General features: G+C 64.0%; 19 protein-coding genes. 13 read left to right on the top strand and 6 right to left on the bottom strand.

Translation table 11 applies throughout. The features are described from left to right. The first annotated feature begins 18 nt into the window (after positions 1 to 18). The 5 genes from LJ737_RS17065 (at position 19) to LJ737_RS17045 (ending at position 5,704) form a co-directional block, all read left to right on the top strand. Positions 19 to 1,146, top strand: a complete 1,128-nt coding sequence (locus LJ737_RS17065; RefSeq protein WP_227767912.1) for a VWA domain-containing protein — start codon at positions 19 to 21, stop codon at positions 1,144 to 1,146. An 86-nt stretch (positions 1,147 to 1,232) separates the two neighbouring features. Beyond that, positions 1,233 to 2,102 (top strand): AraC family transcriptional regulator, encoded by an 870-nt coding sequence (locus LJ737_RS17060; protein ID WP_227767910.1) that lies wholly within the window; start codon positions 1,233 to 1,235, stop codon positions 2,100 to 2,102. Positions 2,103 to 2,215: 113 nt separating this feature from the next. Next, positions 2,216 to 3,076 carry an SDR family oxidoreductase gene (locus LJ737_RS17055; protein ID WP_227767908.1) on the top strand — a complete coding sequence of 287 codons (861 nt, stop codon included), beginning with the start codon at positions 2,216 to 2,218 and terminating at the stop codon, positions 3,074 to 3,076. Between the two features lie 158 nt (positions 3,077 to 3,234). Beyond that, complete coding sequence (locus LJ737_RS17050; protein WP_227767906.1) at positions 3,235 to 3,603, top strand: immunity 51 family protein; 369 nt, start codon at positions 3,235 to 3,237, stop codon at positions 3,601 to 3,603. Positions 3,604 to 3,709: 106 nt separating this feature from the next. After that, positions 3,710 to 5,704, top strand: a complete 1,995-nt coding sequence (locus LJ737_RS17045) for an AAA domain-containing protein (RefSeq protein ID WP_227767903.1) — start codon at positions 3,710 to 3,712, stop codon at positions 5,702 to 5,704. A gap of 302 nt (positions 5,705 to 6,006) precedes the next feature. Here the strand turns inward: LJ737_RS17045 and LJ737_RS17040 are convergent, their stop codons facing one another. Next, the gene (locus tag LJ737_RS17040; RefSeq protein WP_227767901.1) at positions 6,007 to 7,161 is read right to left on the bottom strand and encodes an SMP-30/gluconolactonase/LRE family protein; all 1,155 of its coding nucleotides are present in this window, start codon (positions 7,159 to 7,161) and stop codon (positions 6,007 to 6,009) included. 133 nt (positions 7,162 to 7,294) lie between these two features. Here LJ737_RS17040 and LJ737_RS17035 point away from each other — a divergent pair, with 133 nt between their 5' ends. Continuing rightward, positions 7,295 to 7,807: an FKBP-type peptidyl-prolyl cis-trans isomerase gene (locus LJ737_RS17035; protein WP_227767899.1), complete on the top strand. Its 513-nt coding sequence runs from the start codon at positions 7,295 to 7,297 to the stop codon at positions 7,805 to 7,807. Between the two features lie 165 nt (positions 7,808 to 7,972). Then, positions 7,973 to 8,668, top strand: coding sequence for a carboxypeptidase-like regulatory domain-containing protein (locus LJ737_RS17030; protein ID WP_227767897.1), 696 nt, complete (start codon positions 7,973 to 7,975; stop codon positions 8,666 to 8,668). A 46-nt stretch (positions 8,669 to 8,714) separates the two neighbouring features. Here LJ737_RS17030 and LJ737_RS27170 read toward each other — a convergent pair whose 3' ends face one another. Next, a complete protein-coding gene (locus LJ737_RS27170; RefSeq protein WP_227767895.1) occupies positions 8,715 to 9,326 on the bottom strand; it encodes an acyl carrier protein phosphodiesterase in 612 nt (203 codons plus the stop codon). A gap of 152 nt (positions 9,327 to 9,478) precedes the next feature. Between LJ737_RS27170 and LJ737_RS17020 the strand changes: the two genes are divergently transcribed. From LJ737_RS17020 to LJ737_RS17000, 5 genes are all read left to right on the top strand, one after another. Further along, positions 9,479 to 9,991, top strand: a complete 513-nt coding sequence (locus tag LJ737_RS17020) for a pyridoxamine 5'-phosphate oxidase family protein (protein WP_227767893.1) — start codon at positions 9,479 to 9,481, stop codon at positions 9,989 to 9,991. 93 nt (positions 9,992 to 10,084) lie between these two features. Beyond that, a complete protein-coding gene (locus LJ737_RS17015) occupies positions 10,085 to 10,789 on the top strand; it encodes a spheroidene monooxygenase (RefSeq protein ID WP_227767891.1) in 705 nt (234 codons plus the stop codon). A 341-nt stretch (positions 10,790 to 11,130) separates the two neighbouring features. Next, positions 11,131 to 11,370: a hypothetical protein gene (locus LJ737_RS17010; RefSeq protein WP_227767889.1), complete on the top strand. Its 240-nt coding sequence runs from the start codon at positions 11,131 to 11,133 to the stop codon at positions 11,368 to 11,370. A gap of 409 nt (positions 11,371 to 11,779) precedes the next feature. Next, the gene (gene leuS / locus LJ737_RS17005; protein WP_227767887.1) at positions 11,780 to 14,563 is read left to right on the top strand and encodes a leucine--tRNA ligase; all 2,784 of its coding nucleotides are present in this window, start codon (positions 11,780 to 11,782) and stop codon (positions 14,561 to 14,563) included. Between the two features lie 395 nt (positions 14,564 to 14,958). Beyond that, entirely contained in the window at positions 14,959 to 15,879 is a 921-nt protein-coding gene (locus LJ737_RS17000; protein ID WP_227767885.1) for a bestrophin family protein, read from the top strand. A gap of 88 nt (positions 15,880 to 15,967) precedes the next feature. Here the strand turns inward: LJ737_RS17000 and LJ737_RS16995 are convergent, their stop codons facing one another. From LJ737_RS16995 to LJ737_RS16980, 4 genes are all read right to left on the bottom strand, one after another. Then, the gene (locus LJ737_RS16995; RefSeq protein WP_227767884.1) at positions 15,968 to 16,618 is read right to left on the bottom strand and encodes an NAD(P)-dependent oxidoreductase; all 651 of its coding nucleotides are present in this window, start codon (positions 16,616 to 16,618) and stop codon (positions 15,968 to 15,970) included. 78 nt (positions 16,619 to 16,696) lie between these two features. Continuing rightward, positions 16,697 to 17,146, bottom strand: coding sequence for an Rrf2 family transcriptional regulator (locus LJ737_RS16990; protein ID WP_227767882.1), 450 nt, complete (start codon positions 17,144 to 17,146; stop codon positions 16,697 to 16,699). 19 nt (positions 17,147 to 17,165) lie between these two features. After that, on the bottom strand, positions 17,166 to 17,528 hold the full coding sequence (locus tag LJ737_RS16985) for an MmcQ/YjbR family DNA-binding protein (RefSeq protein ID WP_227767880.1): 363 nt from the start codon (positions 17,526 to 17,528) through the stop codon (positions 17,166 to 17,168). 104 nt (positions 17,529 to 17,632) lie between these two features. Next, entirely contained in the window at positions 17,633 to 17,812 is a 180-nt protein-coding gene (locus LJ737_RS16980) for a DUF6728 family protein (protein ID WP_227767878.1), read from the bottom strand. Positions 17,813 to 18,080: 268 nt separating this feature from the next. Between LJ737_RS16980 and LJ737_RS16975 the strand changes: the two genes are divergently transcribed. Next, positions 18,081 to 19,427: a vanadium-dependent haloperoxidase gene (locus LJ737_RS16975; protein WP_227767876.1), complete on the top strand. Its 1,347-nt coding sequence runs from the start codon at positions 18,081 to 18,083 to the stop codon at positions 19,425 to 19,427. Positions 19,428 to 19,550: the final 123 nt, after the last annotated feature.

The raw sequence follows: 19,550 nt of genomic DNA, 5'->3' as shown, positions 1-19,550 counted from the left end.
TCGCTGATTTTCCGCCTAATGTCCGCTGCCGACCACACCGCCCGCTGGAAGCTCGTCCTCGGCTCCGCCGCCGACGCCGCCAACGCCGTGCCCTTCTCCCCCGACTACGGCCGCATGGACGAGGTGCTCACCCAGCTTTACGACGAGCACAGCCAGGAGCGGCGCGGCGGCCTGGGCGCCTCCGCCCCGCGCGTGTCGCGCTGGCTGGGCGACATCCGCCAGTACTTCCCCTCCTCGGTGGTGGCCGTGATGCAGAAAGACGCCATGGAGCGCCTGGGCCTGAACCAGCTGCTGCAGGAGCCCGAAATCCTGCGCACCGTGCAGCCCGACGTGCATTTGGTCGGCTTGCTCATGTCGTTGGGCCGGGTGATGCCCGCCAAAGCCAAGCACACCGCCCGCGAGGTGGTGCAGCGCGTGGTACGGGACCTGGAGCAGCAACTGGCCAACCCGCTGCGGCAGGCCGTGCAGGGCGCCCTGAGCCGGGCCGTGCGCAACCCACGCCCCAAGTACCGCGAAATCAACTGGGGCGCCACCATCCGGGCCAACCTCAAGCACTACCAGCCCACGCACCGCACGGTCGTTCCCGAGCGGCTGGTGGGCTACGGCAAGCGCGGGCAGGCGCTCAAGGAAATCGTGCTGTGCGTGGACCAGAGCGGCTCCATGGCGGCCTCGGCGGTGTACGCGGGCGTGTTCGGGGCGGTGCTGGCTTCCATCAAGGCGGTGCGCACCCACATGGTGGTGTTCGATACCGCCGTGGCCAACCTCTCCGAGGATTTACAGGACCCGGTGGACCTGCTCTTCGGGGTGCAGCTCGGCGGCGGCACCGACATCGACCTGGCCCTGGGCTACTGCCAGCAGCTTATCACCCGCCCCACCGACACCATCCTGGTGCTCATCAGCGACTTGTACGAGGGCGGCAGCCCCGCCGGGTTGCTGCGCCGGGCCGCCGAGCTGCAGGCCGCCGGCGTGACGGTGGTGGTGCTGCTGGCCCTGAGCGACGAAGGCGCCCCGAGCTTCGACCGTTCGGTAGCCGAGAAGCTGGCCGCGCTGGGCATTCCGTCCTTTGCCTGCACGCCCGACAAGTTTCCGGCGCTCATGGCCGCCGCCATTCAGGGCCAGGACGTAACGAAAGTAGCCGCCGCCTGACGCGGGCCGTCCCTGACGGCCCCGCAGCTGCCCAACGCCGGGGTAGCCGTCCATTCCGCCCCGCCGGGTGCAATCCAGCCCATTCGATGACCACGCCCATCCCGACCTACCCGCTTCAGTACTTTTCGGCGCCCGCGGCCGAGGCGGCCGGGGTGTTCTTTCTGGACGATAGCACCCACACCGATGGGCCGCCCATGCACACGCCCTACCGCGGCGACTACTACAAAATCGGCCTGTGCCTGCGCGGCAGCGCCGAGCTGCAGGCCAACCTAGAAACCTACGCCATCGGGCCCGGCGACTTGATGCTCATCACCCCGCACACCATCAAGCAGTGGACGGACTTTTCCGCCGACCACGACAGCCTGTCGCTGTTTTTCACCCGCGACTTCATGACGGCCGGTCACCGTCTCCATCCCGAGCACTTGCAGTTTCTGGACGGCGCTACCCGCCACGTGCTGCCCCTGGCCGCTGCCGAGGCCGCCAGCATCCAGGCCTCCTTGCTCTTTCTGCGCGACAAGCTCCGCGCCCCGCACGCCTACCGCGACGACATTGTCAAAAACCTGATCAACAGCCTGCTCTACGAAGTGGTGGCCGCGTACGAGCGGCAACGCGAAGCGCGGCGCGGCGGCCAGTCGCGTGGGCAGCTGATTGCGGCCGACTTCAAGCAGCTGGTCAACGCGCACTGCCTGACCGAGCGCAGCGTGGCGTTTTACGGGGAGCAGCTGTGCATCACGCCCAAGCACCTGAGTGAAACCGTGCGCGAGGCCACCGGCAAAACCGCCAGCGCCTGGATCGAGGAAGCGGTGATGCTCGAAGCCAAGGCCCGGCTGCTCAACCCCGCGCTGACGGTGGCGCAGGTGGCCGAGCAGCTGCACTTCGCCGATGCTTCGGCCTTCAGCCGCTTCTTCAAAAAAAGCCACGGCCGCTCCCCCAAGGCCTACAAGCAGGTCGGCTAGCCGGCATTGCCGCCGTTTGGCCCACTCTTGCCGCCCTTTGGCCATTCCGCCGGCGCCGGGCGGGCGGCACCTTTGCCAGTACCTGCCGCTCACCAATCCGGCAGGCCTGCCCCATGATACTTATCACCGGCGCCACCGGCCACCTCGGCGCGGCCGTCATTCAGCAACTGCTCACCAAACTACCCGCTAGCCAACTTGCCGCCCTGGTGCGCGACCCGGCCAAAGCGGCCTCTCTGCAAGCCCAGGGCGTGCACCTGCGCACGGGCGACTACCGCGACCCGGTCGCGCTCGAACAGGCCATGCAGGGCGTGGAAAAAGTGCTGCTCGTGTCGGGCGGCGCCGACGCCGACGGCCTGCAGCAGCACCACAACGTGGTGGACGCGGCCAAGCGCGCCGGCGTGCGCTGCCTGGCCTACACCGGCCGCGCCCTGCGGGAGCCCGAGGCCTTGGTCAACGACCTGATGAAACGTCACTTCCAGACCGAGGACTACATCCGGGCCAGCGGCCTCGACTACGTGCTGTTTCGCAACATCCTTTACATGGACACGCTGCCGCAATTCGTGGGGCCGCGGGTGCTAGAAGCCGGCATCTACCTGCCCGCTGGCGAGGGCCGCGTGTCCTACGCCCTGCGCCGCGACATGGGCGAGGCCATTGCCAACGTGCTGGCCACGGGCGACTGCGCCAACCGCATCTACACCTTCACCGGCGCGCAGACCTACTCCTTCCACGACGTGGCCGCGGCCCTCACGGAGCTGTCGGGCCGCGAAGTGCGCTACACCGACGTGGAGCCGGCCGACTTCGTGGCCGGCCTGAAAGCGCGCGGCCTGCCCGAGCTCGTCGCCCAGCTCAGCCTCGGCTTCATGACCGACATCAAGCACGGGCAGGAAAGCGCCGTGACGTCGGAGCTGGCTGAGGTGCTGGGGCGGCAGCCTGCTTCGTTGAAGGAAGGGCTACGGGAGCTGATGGGGCTGTAACTGCTATAAATTCCTGTATCGGGAATCTTAAGCTCTGATTACTTCTTGATTAATAGAAATAGGCCGTCATGCTGAGCTTGCCGAAGCATCTCTACCGCGCTATGTGCTTAGCCTGACGGCCTATTTGCTTTACTTGCTAGCCGACTCATACCGCCAATGTGACAACGCTAAACTCTTTTCCTTTTGCAGTAGAATTTGTTGATGGGGCACAGTACGGCTCACCAGAACAGATGTATCAGCTACGTGCTGATTTTGATCAGCCCCATTTATCAGCTTACAAAGCATTATTTGACCAATATGGAGCTACACAAGGGCTGCTCTCTTTGGTAGACGTCACGTTGCTGATTATCGAAGGCAGTAACTATCCAGATTTAGTTGATCATATGGATTTTGACGAAGAGGCTTATGCGTTAGATATGCACGTTGATAGTCCTGAAGCGCTGCGTCAATTTGCAGCTATAGTTTGTCCAGCGTATCAAGATTTGGAGCAGTTAAGGCGGTACGTCCGCAACGTTGCCGCCCGCTGAGCAGCCATTCGACGTCATTCCGCATTTCTCCCCGACCTTCGGCCGCACGTTTGCCGTTCAACGCGTGTTGAACTGGTTTACACCTAGCCTTAGCAGCCCGAAGAAGTTGGCCGAAACCGCCCCCCATACCCCTACCGACTCCGTTTACGAAGAACTCCGCCGCGTCCAGGCTTTGCTGAAGCTGGAGCAACAGGAGGATTTGGAGCAATACCGCCTGCGCAACGCTAAGAGCACCATCTCGGAACGCGTGCACCGCGGCCTGACCTGGTACCCGATCAAAATCACCAAGGAAGACATCGGCTTCGGCGGCAAGCTGGTGCTGGAGCTGGAGCGCCCGGCCGGGCAGAGCCAGCAGCTGCACCTGTTTCAGGTCGGCAAGAACGCGGCCATCTTCGGCAACATCCCCGGCCGCGCCGGCTCCGACAAGCCCATGCTCTCGGGCGTGGTCACCTCGGTGCGCCGCAATAAAATCACGTTGGCCACCAACAAGGAGGACCTGCCCGACTGGATTGACGAGGGCAAGCTCGGCATCGACCTGACCTTCGACGAGGTCAGCTACCGCGAGATGGAATACGCTCTGCAGAAGGTGCAGGGCGCTTTTGGCCGCCTGCAGGAGCTGCGCGACACCCTGCTGGGCCACCGCCCGGCCGAGTTCAAAACGGAAGCCCAGACCGAGAAGCTTTATTATCCCAACCCACTCAACGCCTCGCAGCTGGCGGCCGTGCAGCAGGTCATGGCCGCCAAGGACGTGGCCATCATCCACGGCCCGCCCGGCACCGGCAAAACCACCACGCTGGTGCAGGCCATCCTGGAAACCATCCGGCGGGAGCGGCGGGTGCTGGTGTGTGCGCCCTCGAACACGGCCGTGGACTTGCTCACCGAAAAGCTGGCCGAGCGCGGCGTCAACGTCATTCGTATGGGTAACCCTTCGCGGGTGTCGGATCTGCTGCTGGAGCACACGCTCGACGCACAGGTAATGGCCCACAAGCACTACCCGGAGCTGCGCAGCTTGCGCCAGACGGCCGAGCAGTACCGCGAAGAGGCGGGCAAGTTCAAGCGCAACTTCGGCTGGGAAGAGCGGCAGCAGCGCCAGCACCTCAAGGAGCAGGCCCACCAGATGCTGCAGGAGTCGGATCAGCTCGAAAAGTACATCACCGAGGATTTGCTCGACAAAGTGCAGGTGATTACCTGCACGCTGGTGGGCGCCGCAAACCGCGCCATCCGCCACCTCACCTACGAGACGGTGTTCATCGACGAGGCCGCCCAGGCCCTGGAGCCGGGCTGCTGGATTCCGATAACGAAAGCCGAGCGCGTGGTGCTGGCCGGCGACCATTGCCAGCTGCCGCCCACCGTCAAGAGCGAAAAAGCGGCGGCCCAGGGTTTGCGCGAGACGCTGTTCGAGAAGTGCATCACCCGCCAGCCCGCCACCGCCAAGATGCTGGAAGTGCAGTACCGCATGCACGAGGACATCATGCGCTTCTCCTCCGACCAGTTCTACGGCGGGCGCCTGGTGGCCGATGAGCGCGTGCGCCGTGCCGATCTGCACGCCTTTGATTTGCGCTTCCCGCCCGAGCCCGGCGCGGTGGAGTTTATCGACACGGCCGGCTGCGGCTTTTCCGAGCTGGGTATCCTCGACTCGCCCTCGGTAGCCAACCCCGAGGAAGCCGACTTGCTGCTGCGCCGCCTCGTGGAGCTGCTGCAGGACTACCACCCCGAGGACCACGAGCCGCAACCGCTCAGCATCGGCATCATCGCCCCCTACCGCGCTCAGATCAACTACCTCAAGGACCGCGTCGACGAGATACCCGAGCTGCTGGAATTGCAGAACAAGCGCCAGCTCAGCATCGGCACCGTCGATTCCTTCCAGGGCCAGGAGCGCGACATCATTGCCATTACGCTCACCCGCTCGAACGCGGCCTCGGACATCGGCTTTCTGGCCGACATCCGCCGCATGAACGTGGGCATGACCCGCGCCCGCCGCAAGCTGCTGATGACCGGCGACTCGGCCACGCTCAGCTCCAACGCCTTCTACCGCGAGTTTGTGAACTACGTGGAGGACATCGGCGCCTACCGCACGGCCTGGGAGTTTCAAGATTTGTAACGGTTCACCGGCAGCCAGGGCGCTGAGAAAGACAGTGGCATCAGCCCTCATTGCGAGGCGGCACGACGGTGGCACCAGTAGTCATTGCGAGCAACGCGAAGCAATCCTTCCTCCAGTAGCACCGCCGACGCAATACTTGCTATCCGAAAACGGCACCGCCCGAACCTGTGCAACAACAGGTTCGGGCGGTGCCGTTTTCAGGCCGCGGGCATTGTCACGGCGGTGCTGCTAGAGGAAGGATTGCTTCGTCGTGCCTCCTCGCAATGACGGGCGGTGAGCCGCTGCTTGATCATCCCCCGCCGCTACGGCAAATCGATGTACGACATGGTATGCGGCGCGTCGGACTTCTTGTTCACGAAGTTCTTCTCCGGCTTGTCGAAGTCCGAAATGTAAAGGCGGTTGCCTTTCAGCAGCACTTCGGCCGGTTGATCGAGCAGGCCGCCGGTGCCGTCGGTGTCCCCGTTTTTGGCCAGCGTGGTGACCTGGTTATTGTTCTTCAGGTCAACAATTTCAATGGCATTTTCGCGCGAGTTGCAGAGGTAGAGCTTGTCCGTGTTGCGGTCCACGATGAGCCCGTCGACGCAGGGTATGCGCTTGCCGCCGGTCGTCAGCACTTCTTTTTTGTCCAAAGCGCCGTCGGGCTTCAGCGTGAGGCGGTAGAGCGTGCCGTCGCCGAAGGAACCGGTGTAGAAGCGGCCTTGCGAGTCGTAATCCAGGCCGTCGGCGCCGTTGTCGACGCCGGTTTCGTTTACCGTCGTGGTGAACGTGGTCAGCACGTGCGGGTCCATGGTTTTGGGCTTGAGGTGCACAGGTCCCCGCTGCAATTCGGCCAGCTTGAAGCGCATAATGGCCGAGCCCTTGTCGTTGGCGGGCAGGTCCCACTGGCTGTCGGTGACATAGATGGTATTGCCCTTCCACACCACCGCATTGGCCAGGCCAAAGCCGTCGACCACGGTTTCCACCTTGCCGGGTTTGCCGTTGGTCACCGTCACGCGCATCAGCCGCGACTTGTAGTCTTTGCTGTTTTCGTACTGGTTTTCGGCGTAGTACAGGTTGCCGTCGGGCCCGAACGCGAGGTCCATGGGCGCTGCTTTCTTCGTAGTAGGCTCCACCGGGAGGTTGGTCAGGTAGGGCCGCAGCGAGTCGCCCACGATTTCCATGAGCACGGCCGGCTGGGTGTTGTCGGCCAGGTTCGGCACCGAGAGGATCAGGTGGCCGTTGGGCGCCAGCGCGAGGCCGTCGGGGGTGTTGTGCGCGTCGTCGAGGGTGAAAAGCAACTGCGGGTTGCCCACCTTCGCAACGGTGTCGGTGGGGGCCGGACCGGCCGGCGAGGTTACCGAAGTCGAATCAGCAGCGGCACCGGTAGCGGCGGCGTGGTCTTTTTGCTGATTGCAGCCGGTCAGCAGCGCGGCGGCCAGAGCGCCGAGGCAGAGGGGTTTTGGTGTAAGGGGTAGCATGAAGTGCGGCAGTAAATTGGATTAATGCCAGCTAACGGCCTTGCGCCGACACGGGTTGCCCGAACCCCAGCCCCACCCGGCGCGTTATTTTCCTTTACTTGCCATTGTTTTCCTTATTCCTCCCCCCGAACCCATGCAGATTGCAGATCAAAAGGTCGTGACGCTGACCTACGACCTGAGCGTTACCAACGACGAGCAGGAGAAACAGCTCGTGGAAAAGGCCGAAGCCGACTCGCCGATGGTGTTTCTGTTCGGCATGAGCGGCCTGCCCGAGGAGTTCGAGCAGCAGCTGCAGGGCAAGCAGCCCGGCGACTCGTTTAGCTTCACCCTCTCGCCCGAGCAGGGCTACGGCGAATACGATCAGGACGCACTGGTGGACCTGCCCAAGCAGGTATTTGAAGTCGACGGCCAATCCGATCCGGAAATGCTGCAGATCGGCAACTACCTGCCCATGTCCGACAACCACGGCAACCACCTGCAGGGCAAAGTGGTGTACGTAGGCAACGACACCGTCAAAATGGACTTCAACCACCCGCTGGCCGGCATGACCATGCACTTCGACGGCAAAGTGGTCGACGTGCGCGACGCCACCCGCGAGGAGCTCGACCACGGCCACGTGCACGGCGAAGGTGGGCATCACCACTAAGCCGCACCAGCTTTAGCAATTGCAAAACGGGGCCTCACGGCCCCGTTTTTGGTATAGCGGGGTTAAGGCGAAACCGGTACTGCTCACATCATTGTGTGAGCCTATATTGCCACCGCTCCGCCGTACGTTTGCCGGGAAGTTGCTCTCGTTTCCACCGTTACGCCCATGCTGAAAAGTTTCTGTCTGCTGCTCCTGTTTCTCCCGACGGCCACCTTTGCCCAGCGTGTGGTGAGCGGCCGCGTCGTGGCCCAAGGCTCGAACGAGCCGCTGCCGCAAGTCACCGTGCGGGTGGAAGGCCAGCCGACCACCGTCGTGACCGACAAAGCCGGCCGTTTCTCACTCACCGTCCCCACTGACGCAGCCACGCTGGCGTTTTCGCACGTGGGCTACCAAGCCCTGAGCTCCCCGGCCGCCCAGCTCGGCCCCGACGTGGCCCTGGCCGAGCAGCGCTACGTCATAGGTGAAGTACAAATCAGCTACGTGCAGCTGCAGAAGCTGCTGCTGCGCCAGTGGCGCATTGCGCCCGCCTCCATCGATGCCGCCGCCCAGCTCATCACCGCCCGCATGCAGGCCCGCGACCCGAAAAAGGCCGAAACCCTGGCGCAGAACCCCGATGCCGTGCGCCGCGTGATGGAAATGGCCCGTTACGACTTTCGGCCCGACGGCGTGGTCAAAGCCAAGCTGCTGCTGGCCAGCAACAAAATGCACTGGCAGCTCGACGAAGAAACCCGCACCCTGACCGTGGTCAACGACGAAGGCACCGAGCGCAAAATCAGCGTGGTGGACCTGACCGCCGACCGGCTGGTGCTCAAGCACGCCGAGGGCAACGCCCCGGAAATTACCTACGTGCCGGCCGACTAAGGGCCGACTCCGGCGGTGCTTCCTACCCGCCAGGCCTGGTTGCCGCTCACGAGGCCGCCGTTTCGGCTAGCCCGCGGTCAACGGCCGCCTGCAGCTCCGGCCAAAACGCCTCGAAGTCGGCTTGATAATCCGGTAGCTCGGCCAGAAAAGCGGCCCCGCCGGAAGCCAGCACTGCGGCAGTCGGCACCCGCCGGCTCAGGCCCAGCAAGGCGCGCGTGAGCCCATCCGGGTGCGCGTAGCCCGTGAGCCAGTCGCCCGCGCGCATGTGGTGTAGCATGTGCTGCAGGCGCTCGGGCAGCTCGTGGCGGCGGCGGTGCAGCAGGGCGTACATGCGCTGGGCAAAAGCCGGCAGCGGCTCGGCGGGGTCGTAGTGGTAGCGGGCGAAGTCGCGGGCCAGCAGGTGGTCGTAGCCCACGTCGACCGCGACGCCGGCCCACTTGCCCAGGCCGGCGGCGCGCAGGCGGGCGGTGCTGCGGCGCACCACCGGGTGCGCGTCGGTAAAGGAGTCGATGAGGCGGTGCAGGCGGATGCCGCGCTGCACGGCGGGCGAATACGCTTCCACGGCCGCGCGGCCGCGCACGGCTTCGGCCGCGAAGTTGCCGAGCAGCAGGTCTTCGTCGTGGGGGCCGGAAAGAACGAGGTGGGCGAGAAAGTTCACGACGGGTAGCGGGTGGTGGAGGCAGGCCAGTGGCCCAGCCGCTAACTACAATGTTTTCATCCCAATAGTTATCGGGTCTGAACCCCGCGGCGGTCGGGCCCGTAAGCCGGGGTAGTTTATTCTCCTTGATTCCACACCAAAACACCCGCCCCATGTCCGACCAAACGCCCGTGACGCACGACCTCTCCAAACTGTTCGAGAAGATCAAGGACGTGCGCATTGCCATGCTCACCACCACCGACGAGCAGCACCAGCTCCACTCGCGGCCGATGTATACCCTCAAGCCCGAGCACGACGGCTCGCTGCTCTTCTTCACCGACGCCGATTCGGCCAAGGTGTTTGAGGTGCGCCGCGACGACAGCGTGAACCTGAGCTATTCCAATCCCAAGGACAACGTGTACGCCAGCGTAACCGGCACGGCCGAGGTCAACCAGGACAAGGCCAAAATTGCCGAGCTGTGGTCGGAAGACATGCGCGCCTGGTTCCCGAAAGGCAAGGACGACCCGAGCATCCGCATCCTGAAAATCACCATCTACAAGGCCGAGTACTGGGATTCGCCCAGCTCCATCCTCTCCCGCGCCTATGCCTACGCCCGCGCCGTGGCCACCGGCGAGAAAAGCAAGGACGACGACGTGAACCAGCACGCACAGGTAAAGGCCCGCTAACGGTTTTTTTACTGCCCCCGGCTTGTTTTGAGCGGGACGGAAGCCATTCCGTCCCGTTTTTTGTTGTTCCGTACCCGCCCAGTCCGTTCGCGCTTGTCCCTCACCACGCTTTCCATCATCACCGTTCGGCCCGACGCCCGGCGCTGGGCCCTGGCCCGCATGGGCACCGTGCCGCCGCAGCTGCGCCGGGTGCCGGGCCTGCTGTTCAGCAAGTTGCTCGGCTCGGGCTTCGATTTCGGCCTGCGGCCCAATTTTCAGCGCTACGGCTTCATGGCCAGCTGGGCCGACGAGGCCGCCGCGCAAGCGTTTTTCGCCGGCCACCACGTTTGGCAGGCTTATGAGCAGCGCAGCCAGGAGCTGTGGACGGCCTATTTGCAACCGCTGCAGGCCCACGGGCTGTGGGACGGGCAACATCGGTTCGACGCGGGCAGCGCGGCACCGCCCGCGCCCAGTGCCCCGGTGGCCGTGCTCACCCGAGCCAGCATCCGGCCGCTGCGGGCCTGGAGCTTCTGGCGGGCGGTGCCGCCGGTGAGCCGGGCCGTGGCCGACGCCCCGGGCTTGCTGGCCGCCATCGGCCTAGGCGAGTTGCCGGTGCTGCGGCAGGCCACGTTCAGCCTGTGGGAATCGGGGCAGCTAATGCAGCAGTATGCCTACGGCGCGCAGCACGACGGGCGGCACCGCGAGGTCGTGCGCCGCACCCGGCAGGAAGGGTGGTATTCGGAAGAGTTGTTTGCCCGCTTTGCGGTGCAGCGCACCGACGGGCTCTGGGACGGGCGTAACCCGCTGCCGCTCAGGTAGGGGCAAAAAAAAGAGCAGACCACCCGTCACGGTACAGCCCCACACCTGAAGCTGCACCAGTTGCCGCATTTGACGGGCGGCCTGCTCATGACAAAGGTCATCCCTCAATTTGCCGCGCCAAACCGCATTTCTACGGGTTTTAGCCGGTTATTTGTACGGAATCCGGTGGAGCTTAATTCTGCTGGGATAATTTATTTTGTCCAGTTTGTATCCGACAGCCCGAGCTTTTACGTAGTAGCCGCGCGGATTTACAGTACTTGTCGCGCTGTCGATGCCATCCATAGTAGTAAATTTACTTTATATAGCACTCTGTCAAGTACATTGCATTTGAATATCCTATCATGACCCCAGAAGAATTACTCAATGCTGGTTTCCTCTCAGCCCGAGCAGTTACCGCTACTCCTCAGTACTCCGACGGCCAATTATACGTTCGGCTCACGCCAACCGGTGCCCTACGCGTCTTCGTACCCACCGACCGTTCCCAGGAAGTGGAGCTGTCGACCGGCAACTTGCTGAATCCGGAGGTGCTCTATCGCGGCTCCGTGCGTGACGTGGTGGCGCTGCTGCGGCACTGGAGCTGAGCCACAGCGCCATCGGGCCCGGCCTTGCACCGCGAGGCGGTGCTCCAACTCGCAGCTCAGCAATTCCTTGCCCGCGCCTAGCTACCAGTGCTCATGCGCTCCGCCAAAGTGGACTTGGGCTGTACGCGGCGGCATTGGTAATTCAGCGCGAGTTGATGCGCCGGGTGTGGTTGGGCTACGACATCTTCCGGTAGCCTCAACTTGCACGATATGGGCTGCGAGGTAAAGCAGCGGCCGCGGATTCCGCCGTTCACGTTTGCCCGGGCCGGGTACCAGCGCTGCCTCGACGCCTTTGCTACGGCCTTGCACAACCCAGCTTAACCCGGGCGGCATTTTTGCGCCGGTTTTCGGCCTTGCCGCCATTTCCGCGTATTTTCGCCGGCTCAACGCCTTTGATTCCGACGACCATATGCCCGGCTACCGACCGCAGGAGATAGAGAAGAAGTGGCAGCAGTTCTGGCACGACAACCAGACCTTTCGCGCCCAGAACCACTCCGACAAGCCCAAGTACTACGTGCTCGACATGTTCCCCTACCCCTCCGGGGCCGGGCTGCACGTGGGCCACCCGCTGGGCTACATTGCCTCCGACATCGTGTCGCGCTACAAGCGCCACCGCGGTTTCAACGTGCTGCACCCCATGGGCTTCGACTCGTTTGGCCTGCCGGCCGAGCAGTACGCCATCCAAACCGGCCAGCACCCCGAGAAAACCACCCGCGAGAACATTGCCCGCTACATCGAGCAGCTCTCGGCCCTGGGCTTCAGCTACGACTGGTCGCGCGAAATCCGCACGTCCAACCCCGACTACTACAAGTGGACGCAGTGGATTTTCCTCAAGCTGTTCAATAGCTGGTACAACCTTGACACGAACAAGGCCGAGTCGATTCGCATCCTGCAGGAGCGTTTCGCCGCGGAAGGCTCTAAGGGCGTGCGCGCCGTGTGCGACGAGGAAGAAGTCCACGATTTCTCCGCCGGCCAGTGGCAGATGATGACGGAGGCGCAGAAAATTGCCGCCGTGCACCCCTACCGCCTCGCCTACCAGTCGGAAACCTACGTGAACTGGTGCCCGGGCCTGGGCACGGTTCTCTCCAATGACGAGGTAAAGGACGGCGTGTCGGAGCGCGGGGGCTTCCCGGTAGAGCGTCGCCTGATGCCGCAGTGGAACCTGCGCATCACCGCCTACGCCCAGCGCCTGCTCGACGGCCTCGACCACATCGACTGGCCCGAAGCGGTGAAGGAAATGCAGCGCAACTGGATCGGCCGCTCGGTGGGCGCCGAGGTGCGTTTCGACGTGCAAGACCACCCCGAGCTGCCGCTGACGGTGTTTACCACCCGCCCCGATACGCTGTTTGGTGTGTCGTACCTCGCGGTGGCGCCGGAGTCGGAGCTGATTGACGTGCTCACGACGGAGGAGCAGCGCGCGGCGGTGCAGAAGTACGTGGAGTACGCCAAAAACCGCTCGGAGCGCGACCGGATGGCCGACGTGAAAACCATCACCGGCGAATTTACCGGCGCCTACGCCCTGCACCCATTCAGCGGCGAGAAGCTGCCCATTTGGGTGGCCGACTACGTGCTGGCCGGCTACGGCACCGGCGTGGTCATGGCCGTGCCCGCCCACGACACCCGCGACTTTGCCTTCGCCCAGCACTTCTCCCTGCCGATTGTACCGGTGGTGGAAGGCTACGACGAGGCCGCCGGCGAAGCCTACGTGGCCAAGGAAGGCCGCATCGTCAACTCCGACTTTCTCAACGGCCTCGACGTGAAGCCCGCCATCCAGGAAGCCATCAAGCGCTTGGAAGAGAAGGGCATCGGCAAGGGCAAGATCAACTTCCGCCTGCGCGACGCCATCTTCGGCCGCCAGCGCTACTGGGGCGAGCCGATTCCGGTGTACTACCGCGACGGTATGGCCTTCGGCGTGGCCGAGCAAGACTTGCCGTTGGTGCTGCCCGAAATCAACGAGTACAAGCCCACCGAAACCGGGGAGCCGCCGCTGGGCCGCGCCCAGGACTGGAAGTACCGCGGGCAGTTCGACTTCGAGCTGAGCACCATGCCCGGCTGGGCCGGCTCCTCGTGGTATTACCTGCGCTACATGGACCCCACAAACGAGGACCGCTTCGTGGGCGAGGAAGCCGAGCAGTACTGGCAAAACGTGGACCTCTACATGGGCGGGGCCGAGCACGCCACCGGCCACCTGCTCTACTCCCGCTTCTGGCACCTGTTTCTGAAGGATCTGGGCCTGGTGACGACTGCGGAGCCCTTCAAGAAGCTCATCAACCAGGGCATGATTCTGGGCCGTTCGAACTTCGTGTACCGCATCAACGGCACCAACACGTTCGTCACGGCTTCCAAACGCAAGGACTACGACACCACGGCCCTGCACGTGGACGTGAACATCGTGGAAGACGACGTGCTCGACGTGGAAGCGTTTAAAAAGTGGCGCGACGACTTCGCTGGCGCCGAATTCATCTTCGAAGACAACGGCACCTACGTCTGCGGGGTCGAAATCGAGAAAATGTCGAAGTCGAAGTACAACGTGGTGAGCCCCGACACGCTGACCGAGCGGTTTGGGGCCGACGCGCTGCGCCTGCACGAGATGTTCCTGGGCCCGCTGGAGCAGTTCAAGCCGTGGAACACCCAGGGCATGACCGGCGTGTCGGGCTTCCTCAAGAAACTCTGGCGCCTGTTCTACCCCGAGGACCGCGACTGGGCCGTAACCGACGAAGCCCCGGCCCCGGCCGAGCTGAAAGCTCTGCACAAGGCCATCAAAAAAGCGCAGGAAGACATCGAGCGGTTCTCGTTCAACACTTCCGTGAGCACCTTTATGATCTGCGTGAACGAGCTGTCGGCGCTGAACACGCGCAAGCGCGCCATCCTGGAGCCGCTCGTCGTGCTCATCTCGCCCTACGCCCCGCACCTGGCGGAAGAGCTGTGGGAAGCCCTGGGCCACCCGGCCGGCTCGCTCAGCACCGCGCCCTTCCCCGAGTTCGACGAAAAATTCCTGGTGGAAGACACCGTGAACTACCCCGTCGCCATCAACGGCAAGGTGCGCGAGCAGATGCAGTTTGCCGCCAGCGCCACCGCCGCCGAAATCGAGGAAGCCGTGCGCGCTACCGACATCCTGGCCCGCTTCGCCGAGGGCAAGCCAGCCAAGAAAGTCATTGTGGTGCCCGGCCGCATGGTGAACGTGGTGGTGTAACTTCCCGCCGCTAACCGCCGCCCCTTGCTTAGAAGCGGCGCCGACTACGGTCGGCGCCGCTTTTATTTTTCCTGACAGTCGGCGGGCGGTATCCCGCCGCCGGTTCAGGCTGTCCAGGCGGCCAAAATGGCGTCATGCGGGTCTAATTCTACCGCTTCGTTGCATTCTGCCCGGGGCATTGCGGGCACGTCGCGCCCCAAGCGCGAATCGAGGCCTTTCGCGTGCTGACGGCAAGGGTACTATTGTTTTCGCTTGGCTCCCCCGGGAGTCGCTGCGCACAGCGCCCAACGAGTTCCTACCCACCAACGACGTTTTGGCTACCGTTCTTGGGTCCTAACTTGGCCCACCAACGAGCCGGCGCCCACCCAGGCCGGATTCTTTGCGTAAGGCGCCCTATGATCATTCGCCCCAAAAACAACTGGCTGCGCACCCTTTTTGTCTGGCACGGCTCGGTGCTGCCGCAGGTCCTCACGCGCCTGCTGATTCTGCTGCTGGCGTCGGTGGCAGTGGTGTATCTGCGGGGCACGGTATTGCAGCACAAGATTCCGCTTACCTCAGCCCCGTTCTCGCTGTTTGGCGTGGCGCTGGCCGTATTCCTGGGTTTTTACAACAACGTCAGTTACGAGCGGTACTGGGAAGGCCGCCGCCTCTGGGGCGCCCTGCTCAACGACACCCGCTCCCTCACCCGGCAGGCCCTGACCATGAGTGGGCATCCAGCCGACTCCCCGGCCGTTGCGCATTTCGTGTCCTTGCTCATCGCCTTTGCCCACGCCCTGCGCCACCAGCTCCGCCATTCCGATGCGGCCCCCGACCTGCAGCGCCTGCTCCCGGCGGAGCTAGCCGCCGAGGTTGGCCGGGCGCAGTTCAAGCCCGTGCTGCTGCTGCGCGAGCTAGGCCGCTGGCTGCAGCAGGCCCGCGCCGAAGGCCGGCTCGATACCACTGTACTGCTGGCTTTCGACCGCAACCTCAACCAGCTTTCCGATATTCTGGGCGGCTGCGAGCGGATTGCCGGCACGCCCATCCCCTACACCTACAGCGTACTGCTGCACCGCACCGTCTATATCTATTGCTTCCTGCTGCCTTTTGGGCTGGTCGACAGCATTGGCTGGGCCACGCCGTTGGTGGTGGTGTTTATCGGCTACACGTTTATGGCGCTGGATGCCATTGTCAACGAGATTGAGGAGCCTTTCGGTACTGCTGACAACGACCTGGCACTCAACGCCCTGAGCCGAACCATCGAGAACAGCCTGCGCGAAATGCTCGGCCAGCCCGCGCTGCCGGCCCCGCCCGTGCCCCGCAACTACGTGCTGGACTAAGAGCCGCAACCTAATTACAACGCCCGCGCCCTGAGGTCCGGACGCTGCTGTCCAGGCTCCAAGGCGCGGGCGTTGGGCGCGCCGCTGCTTAGTAGGCCGCCGTAAAGCGCTGCCGGCTGAACTGGTGCTTTTCCACTTCGTCGAGCACGGCCACGGCCAGGTCTTCGCCGGAGTGGATGCTGCGGCCTTCGGCGTTGAACACCGGGTTTTCGGTGCCGAGGCGGTACTGCCCGGTGCGGCCGGTGGTGATGCCCTGGTGCATTTCGATGGCGGGGCTCACGAAGGTCCAATCGAGCTTGTCATTCTTGCGCAGCTCGGTGAGGTAGTCGCGGGCAGCAGTGGCGCCGGGCTTGTACTCGGCCGGAAACTGCGGGCCGTCCACGAGCTGCTGCTCGCCGATGTAGAGGCTGCCGGCCCCGCCAATAACCACGAGGCGAGCCACGCCGGCCTGCTCGGTGGCCTTTTCGATGGCGCGGTTGCCGGCCAGCGAATCCTCGTAGAGGTTGGGGTTGGTCCAGCCGGCGTTGAAGGCGTTGAGCACCAAGTCGTGGCCGCGCAGCTGCTCGGCTAGCTGCTCCGGTTGACTCACGTCGCCTTGCACCACGGTCAGGTTGGTGGGGCGCTCGGCCAATTTGCTCGGGTCGCGCACGATGGCGGTTACCTGGTGGCCGCGCTGCAGGGCTTCGCGCAGCAGGCGCGAGCCGACAAAGCCGGTGGCTCCGATAAGGGCAATGTTCATGGGTTCATAAGTTGAGTTGGTGTTGCAAAGGAACAACCCATTGTAACCACTATTGTTACAATAGGTGATAAAAAAATTTCAGTCCACTCCCACAGCCTCCTTGGCGGCAATGTCCAGCGCCACCTGCTGCAGGCTGACGGCGGCCAGCTGCCGCTCCAGCGCGGCCTGGGCCTGGCGCAGCGTGTCGTTCAAGGCCGCTTGAATGTTGCGGCCCACCGGGCAGGCCGGGTTGGGCTGCTCGTGCACGCTGAACAGCCGGCCGGCTTCCACCACTTCGGTGGCGTGGTACACGTCGAGCAGGCTGATGGCGGCCGGCTCTCGGGTAAGAAAGGTGCCGCCCGAAGCCGGCCGCACTTCCACGAGGCCGGCTTTTTTGAGCTGCCCCAGGATGCGCCGGATGACCACCGGGTTGGTATTGACGCTGCCGGCCATGCGCTCCGAGGTCAGCAGACCGTCCTGCGCGGGCCGGTGCAACGCCAGCAGCGCCAGCACGTGGACGGCAACGGAGAAGCGGCTGCTGATCTGCATGGGATGCTGAGAAAAAGGGTTACGCCTGCTCGGCCGCGGCCAGCTCCTCGCGCACGGCCCGGGGCAAGGAGGCGCGCACCAGGTCGTAGGAATGGTCGATGAACTCGCGCAGCTGCCGCCCGCTGACGCCGGTGCCGATGAGCACCGTGTTCCAGTGCTTTTTGTTCATGTGGTAGCCGGGCACGACGAAGTCGTGCTCCTCGCGCAGCTGGGTGGCGCGCTCCGGGTCGCACTTCAGGTTTACGCTGCCGAAGTTCTCGATGCTGGTGAGGGCATAGATTTTGCCGCCGACTTTAAACACTAGCGTGTCGGGGCCGAAGGGCGTTTCCTCGGCGGTGCCGGGCTTGGCGAGGCAGTAGTCGCGGAATTCTTCGATGTTCATAGCGGCGGGCGCGGTTAGATGCGCCGGCGGCCGTGCCGAACGCGGCTAAGCATCCGGGCGCTGGGCCCGGGTGCGCAGCCGCCTCGGCACAGCGAGCGGGCAACTTAACGCAGGATGACGAACTTGAAGAGCATGTAAATCAACCCGGCCAGGAACATCAGCATCGATATCTTATTGATCGTGTGCATGGTGCGCAGGTTGAAATTGGTGTGGCGGTTCGGGTCGTTCTTGCGGAAGAAGTAGCCGAACACCGGGCCGAAGTCAAATAAGCCTTTGGTACGCATGAGACGAAAGCAAATGAGCCGTGGGAAACGAAGGTAACAAAACGCCCGGCGCTGGCCCGGGTCGCGGGTCCTTGGTAACAGCGCGGCGGGGCGGATAGTTGCCGCCGGACCGGGAGCGTTGTTGGTGCCCGGCGGGCGGTTGTCTGTCGATGAGCGCCGGTAGTTAGTAGAATAAGCCGGCGGCCGGCAGTGACACAGAATATTTTTCGGTGGGTGCGGGCCTCCGGCCGTCGCCCGGAACTTATTCGTTCACCTAGCCCCTCGTCCCATGAAAATTCTTCCTACCCGCTGGCGTTTTGGCAGTCTGGTCGTCGTGGCGAAGCTGCTGCTCACGCTGCTGAGCACCTCCTGCTCCGACGACAACAACAACCCGCAGCCTTCCCCCTCTCCGGCCACCAGTTCTTACCGCGCCGACGTGGCCGTGAGCTGGCTGAACATGGAAACCCGGCTGGCCCGAACCACGCCGCAGATACCAGCCAACATGCTCGGGCGGCCCTTTGCCTACGCCAGCGTAGCCGCCTACGAGGCCGCCGTGCCAGGCATGGCCGGCTACCGCTCCTTGGGCGGGCAGCTCAACGGCCTTGGCGCCCTCCCCACGCCCGACCCCAACCTGGTGTACAACTGGGCCCTGAGCAGTAATGCCGCGCTGGCGGCCGTCAACCGCCGCCTGTTTGCTAATGCTGCGCCCGCCGCCCTGGCCGCCATCGACTCGCTGGAAGCGGCCACCGAAACGGCGCTGCGGGGTTCTCTCGGGGCCGAAGTAAGCCAGCGCTCCACCGACTTTGGCAAGCAAGTGGCGGCAGCCGTATTGGCCTGGGCCGCCACCGATGGCTTCGATAACACCACGTCCTATACCCCGCCGACCGGGCCGGGGCTCTGGGTGTCCACGCCGCCGGCGTTTGCGCCCGCGGCGCTGGCTAACTGGCGCTTCAACCGCCCACTGGTGGCGGGCAGCGGCGACGGCGCAGACCCCGGCCAGCCCACGCCCTACAGCACCACGCCCGGTTCCCCGTTCTACGCCATGGTCGAGGAAGTAAAAACCATCGCCCAGAACCGTACGCCCGAGCAAACGGCCATTGCCCTGTTTTGGAACGACGCGGCCAACGGCCGCAACTTCACGCCGCTGGGCCACTGGGCATCCATTCTGGCCCAGGTGCTGGTGCGCGACAACGCAGCCCTCGACAAAGCCTTGGTGGCCAACGCCAAGATGAGCATCGCCATGACCGACGCCCTCATCAGCACGATGAAAACCAAGTACCTCTACAACGTGCTGCGGCCCGTGACCTACATCCGGGCTTCGATGGGCCAGCCCGACTGGCTGCCGCTTATCACGACGCCCGCCTTCCCCGAATACAGTTCCAACCACGCGGCGCTATCGGCTGCCGCGGCCCAAATGCTGACCGACGTATTCGGGCCCAACTACGCTTTTACCGATCAGAACTACGCGCAGTTTGGGCTGGGCACCCGCTCGTATACCTCCTTTGAGCAGGCGGCTACCGAGGCGGGCCTCTCGCGCCTCTACGGCGGCATTCACTACCGCCGCTCCTGCGAAGTGGGCCAGGCGCAGGGCAAGCAAGTGGCCCAAAACATCAATACCCGGTTGACTTGGAAGTAAGGGCTTGCCGCAACAGATCCGGGGGCTGACCTGGTTACGAGGCCGGCGGCGTGGTGGGCGGCAGTTTCGAGGCGGATCAGCAGATCGTGCATGGGGCGGCCGGGCTTGGCCGAGTGAAAAGTA

The organism is Hymenobacter sp. 15J16-1T3B (assembly GCF_020711235.1).
In the GTDB taxonomy this organism is placed as follows: Bacteria; Bacteroidota; Bacteroidia; order Cytophagales; family Hymenobacteraceae; genus Solirubrum.
Note: the sequence above shows the minus strand (reverse complement) of the source record. Positions and strands in the feature narration are given on the sequence as shown.

Bases quoted from the DNA above. Each gene is read 5' to 3' on its own strand.
- LJ737_RS17065 (WP_227767912.1), top strand. From the start codon at position 19: ATGTCCGCTGCCGACCACACCGCCCGCTGGAAGCTCGTCCTCGGCTCC.
- LJ737_RS17060 (WP_227767910.1), top strand. From the start codon at position 1,233: ATGACCACGCCCATCCCGACCTACCCGCTTCAGTACTTTTCGGCGCCC.
- LJ737_RS17055 (WP_227767908.1), top strand. From the start codon at position 2,216: ATGATACTTATCACCGGCGCCACCGGCCACCTCGGCGCGGCCGTCATT.
- LJ737_RS17040 (WP_227767901.1), bottom strand. From the start codon at position 7,161: ATGCTACCCCTTACACCAAAACCCCTCTGCCTCGGCGCTCTGGCCGCC.
- LJ737_RS17035 (WP_227767899.1), top strand. From the start codon at position 7,295: ATGCAGATTGCAGATCAAAAGGTCGTGACGCTGACCTACGACCTGAGC.
- LJ737_RS17030 (WP_227767897.1), top strand. From the start codon at position 7,973: ATGCTGAAAAGTTTCTGTCTGCTGCTCCTGTTTCTCCCGACGGCCACC.
- LJ737_RS17020 (WP_227767893.1), top strand. From the start codon at position 9,479: ATGTCCGACCAAACGCCCGTGACGCACGACCTCTCCAAACTGTTCGAG.
- LJ737_RS17010 (WP_227767889.1), top strand. From the start codon at position 11,131: ATGACCCCAGAAGAATTACTCAATGCTGGTTTCCTCTCAGCCCGAGCA.
- leuS (WP_227767887.1), top strand. From the start codon at position 11,780: ATGCCCGGCTACCGACCGCAGGAGATAGAGAAGAAGTGGCAGCAGTTC.
- LJ737_RS17000 (WP_227767885.1), top strand. From the start codon at position 14,959: ATGATCATTCGCCCCAAAAACAACTGGCTGCGCACCCTTTTTGTCTGG.
- LJ737_RS16995 (WP_227767884.1), bottom strand. From the start codon at position 16,618: ATGAACATTGCCCTTATCGGAGCCACCGGCTTTGTCGGCTCGCGCCTG.
- LJ737_RS16990 (WP_227767882.1), bottom strand. From the start codon at position 17,146: ATGCAGATCAGCAGCCGCTTCTCCGTTGCCGTCCACGTGCTGGCGCTG.
- LJ737_RS16985 (WP_227767880.1), bottom strand. From the start codon at position 17,528: ATGAACATCGAAGAATTCCGCGACTACTGCCTCGCCAAGCCCGGCACC.
- LJ737_RS16980 (WP_227767878.1), bottom strand. From the start codon at position 17,812: ATGCGTACCAAAGGCTTATTTGACTTCGGCCCGGTGTTCGGCTACTTC.
- LJ737_RS16975 (WP_227767876.1), top strand. From the start codon at position 18,081: ATGAAAATTCTTCCTACCCGCTGGCGTTTTGGCAGTCTGGTCGTCGTG.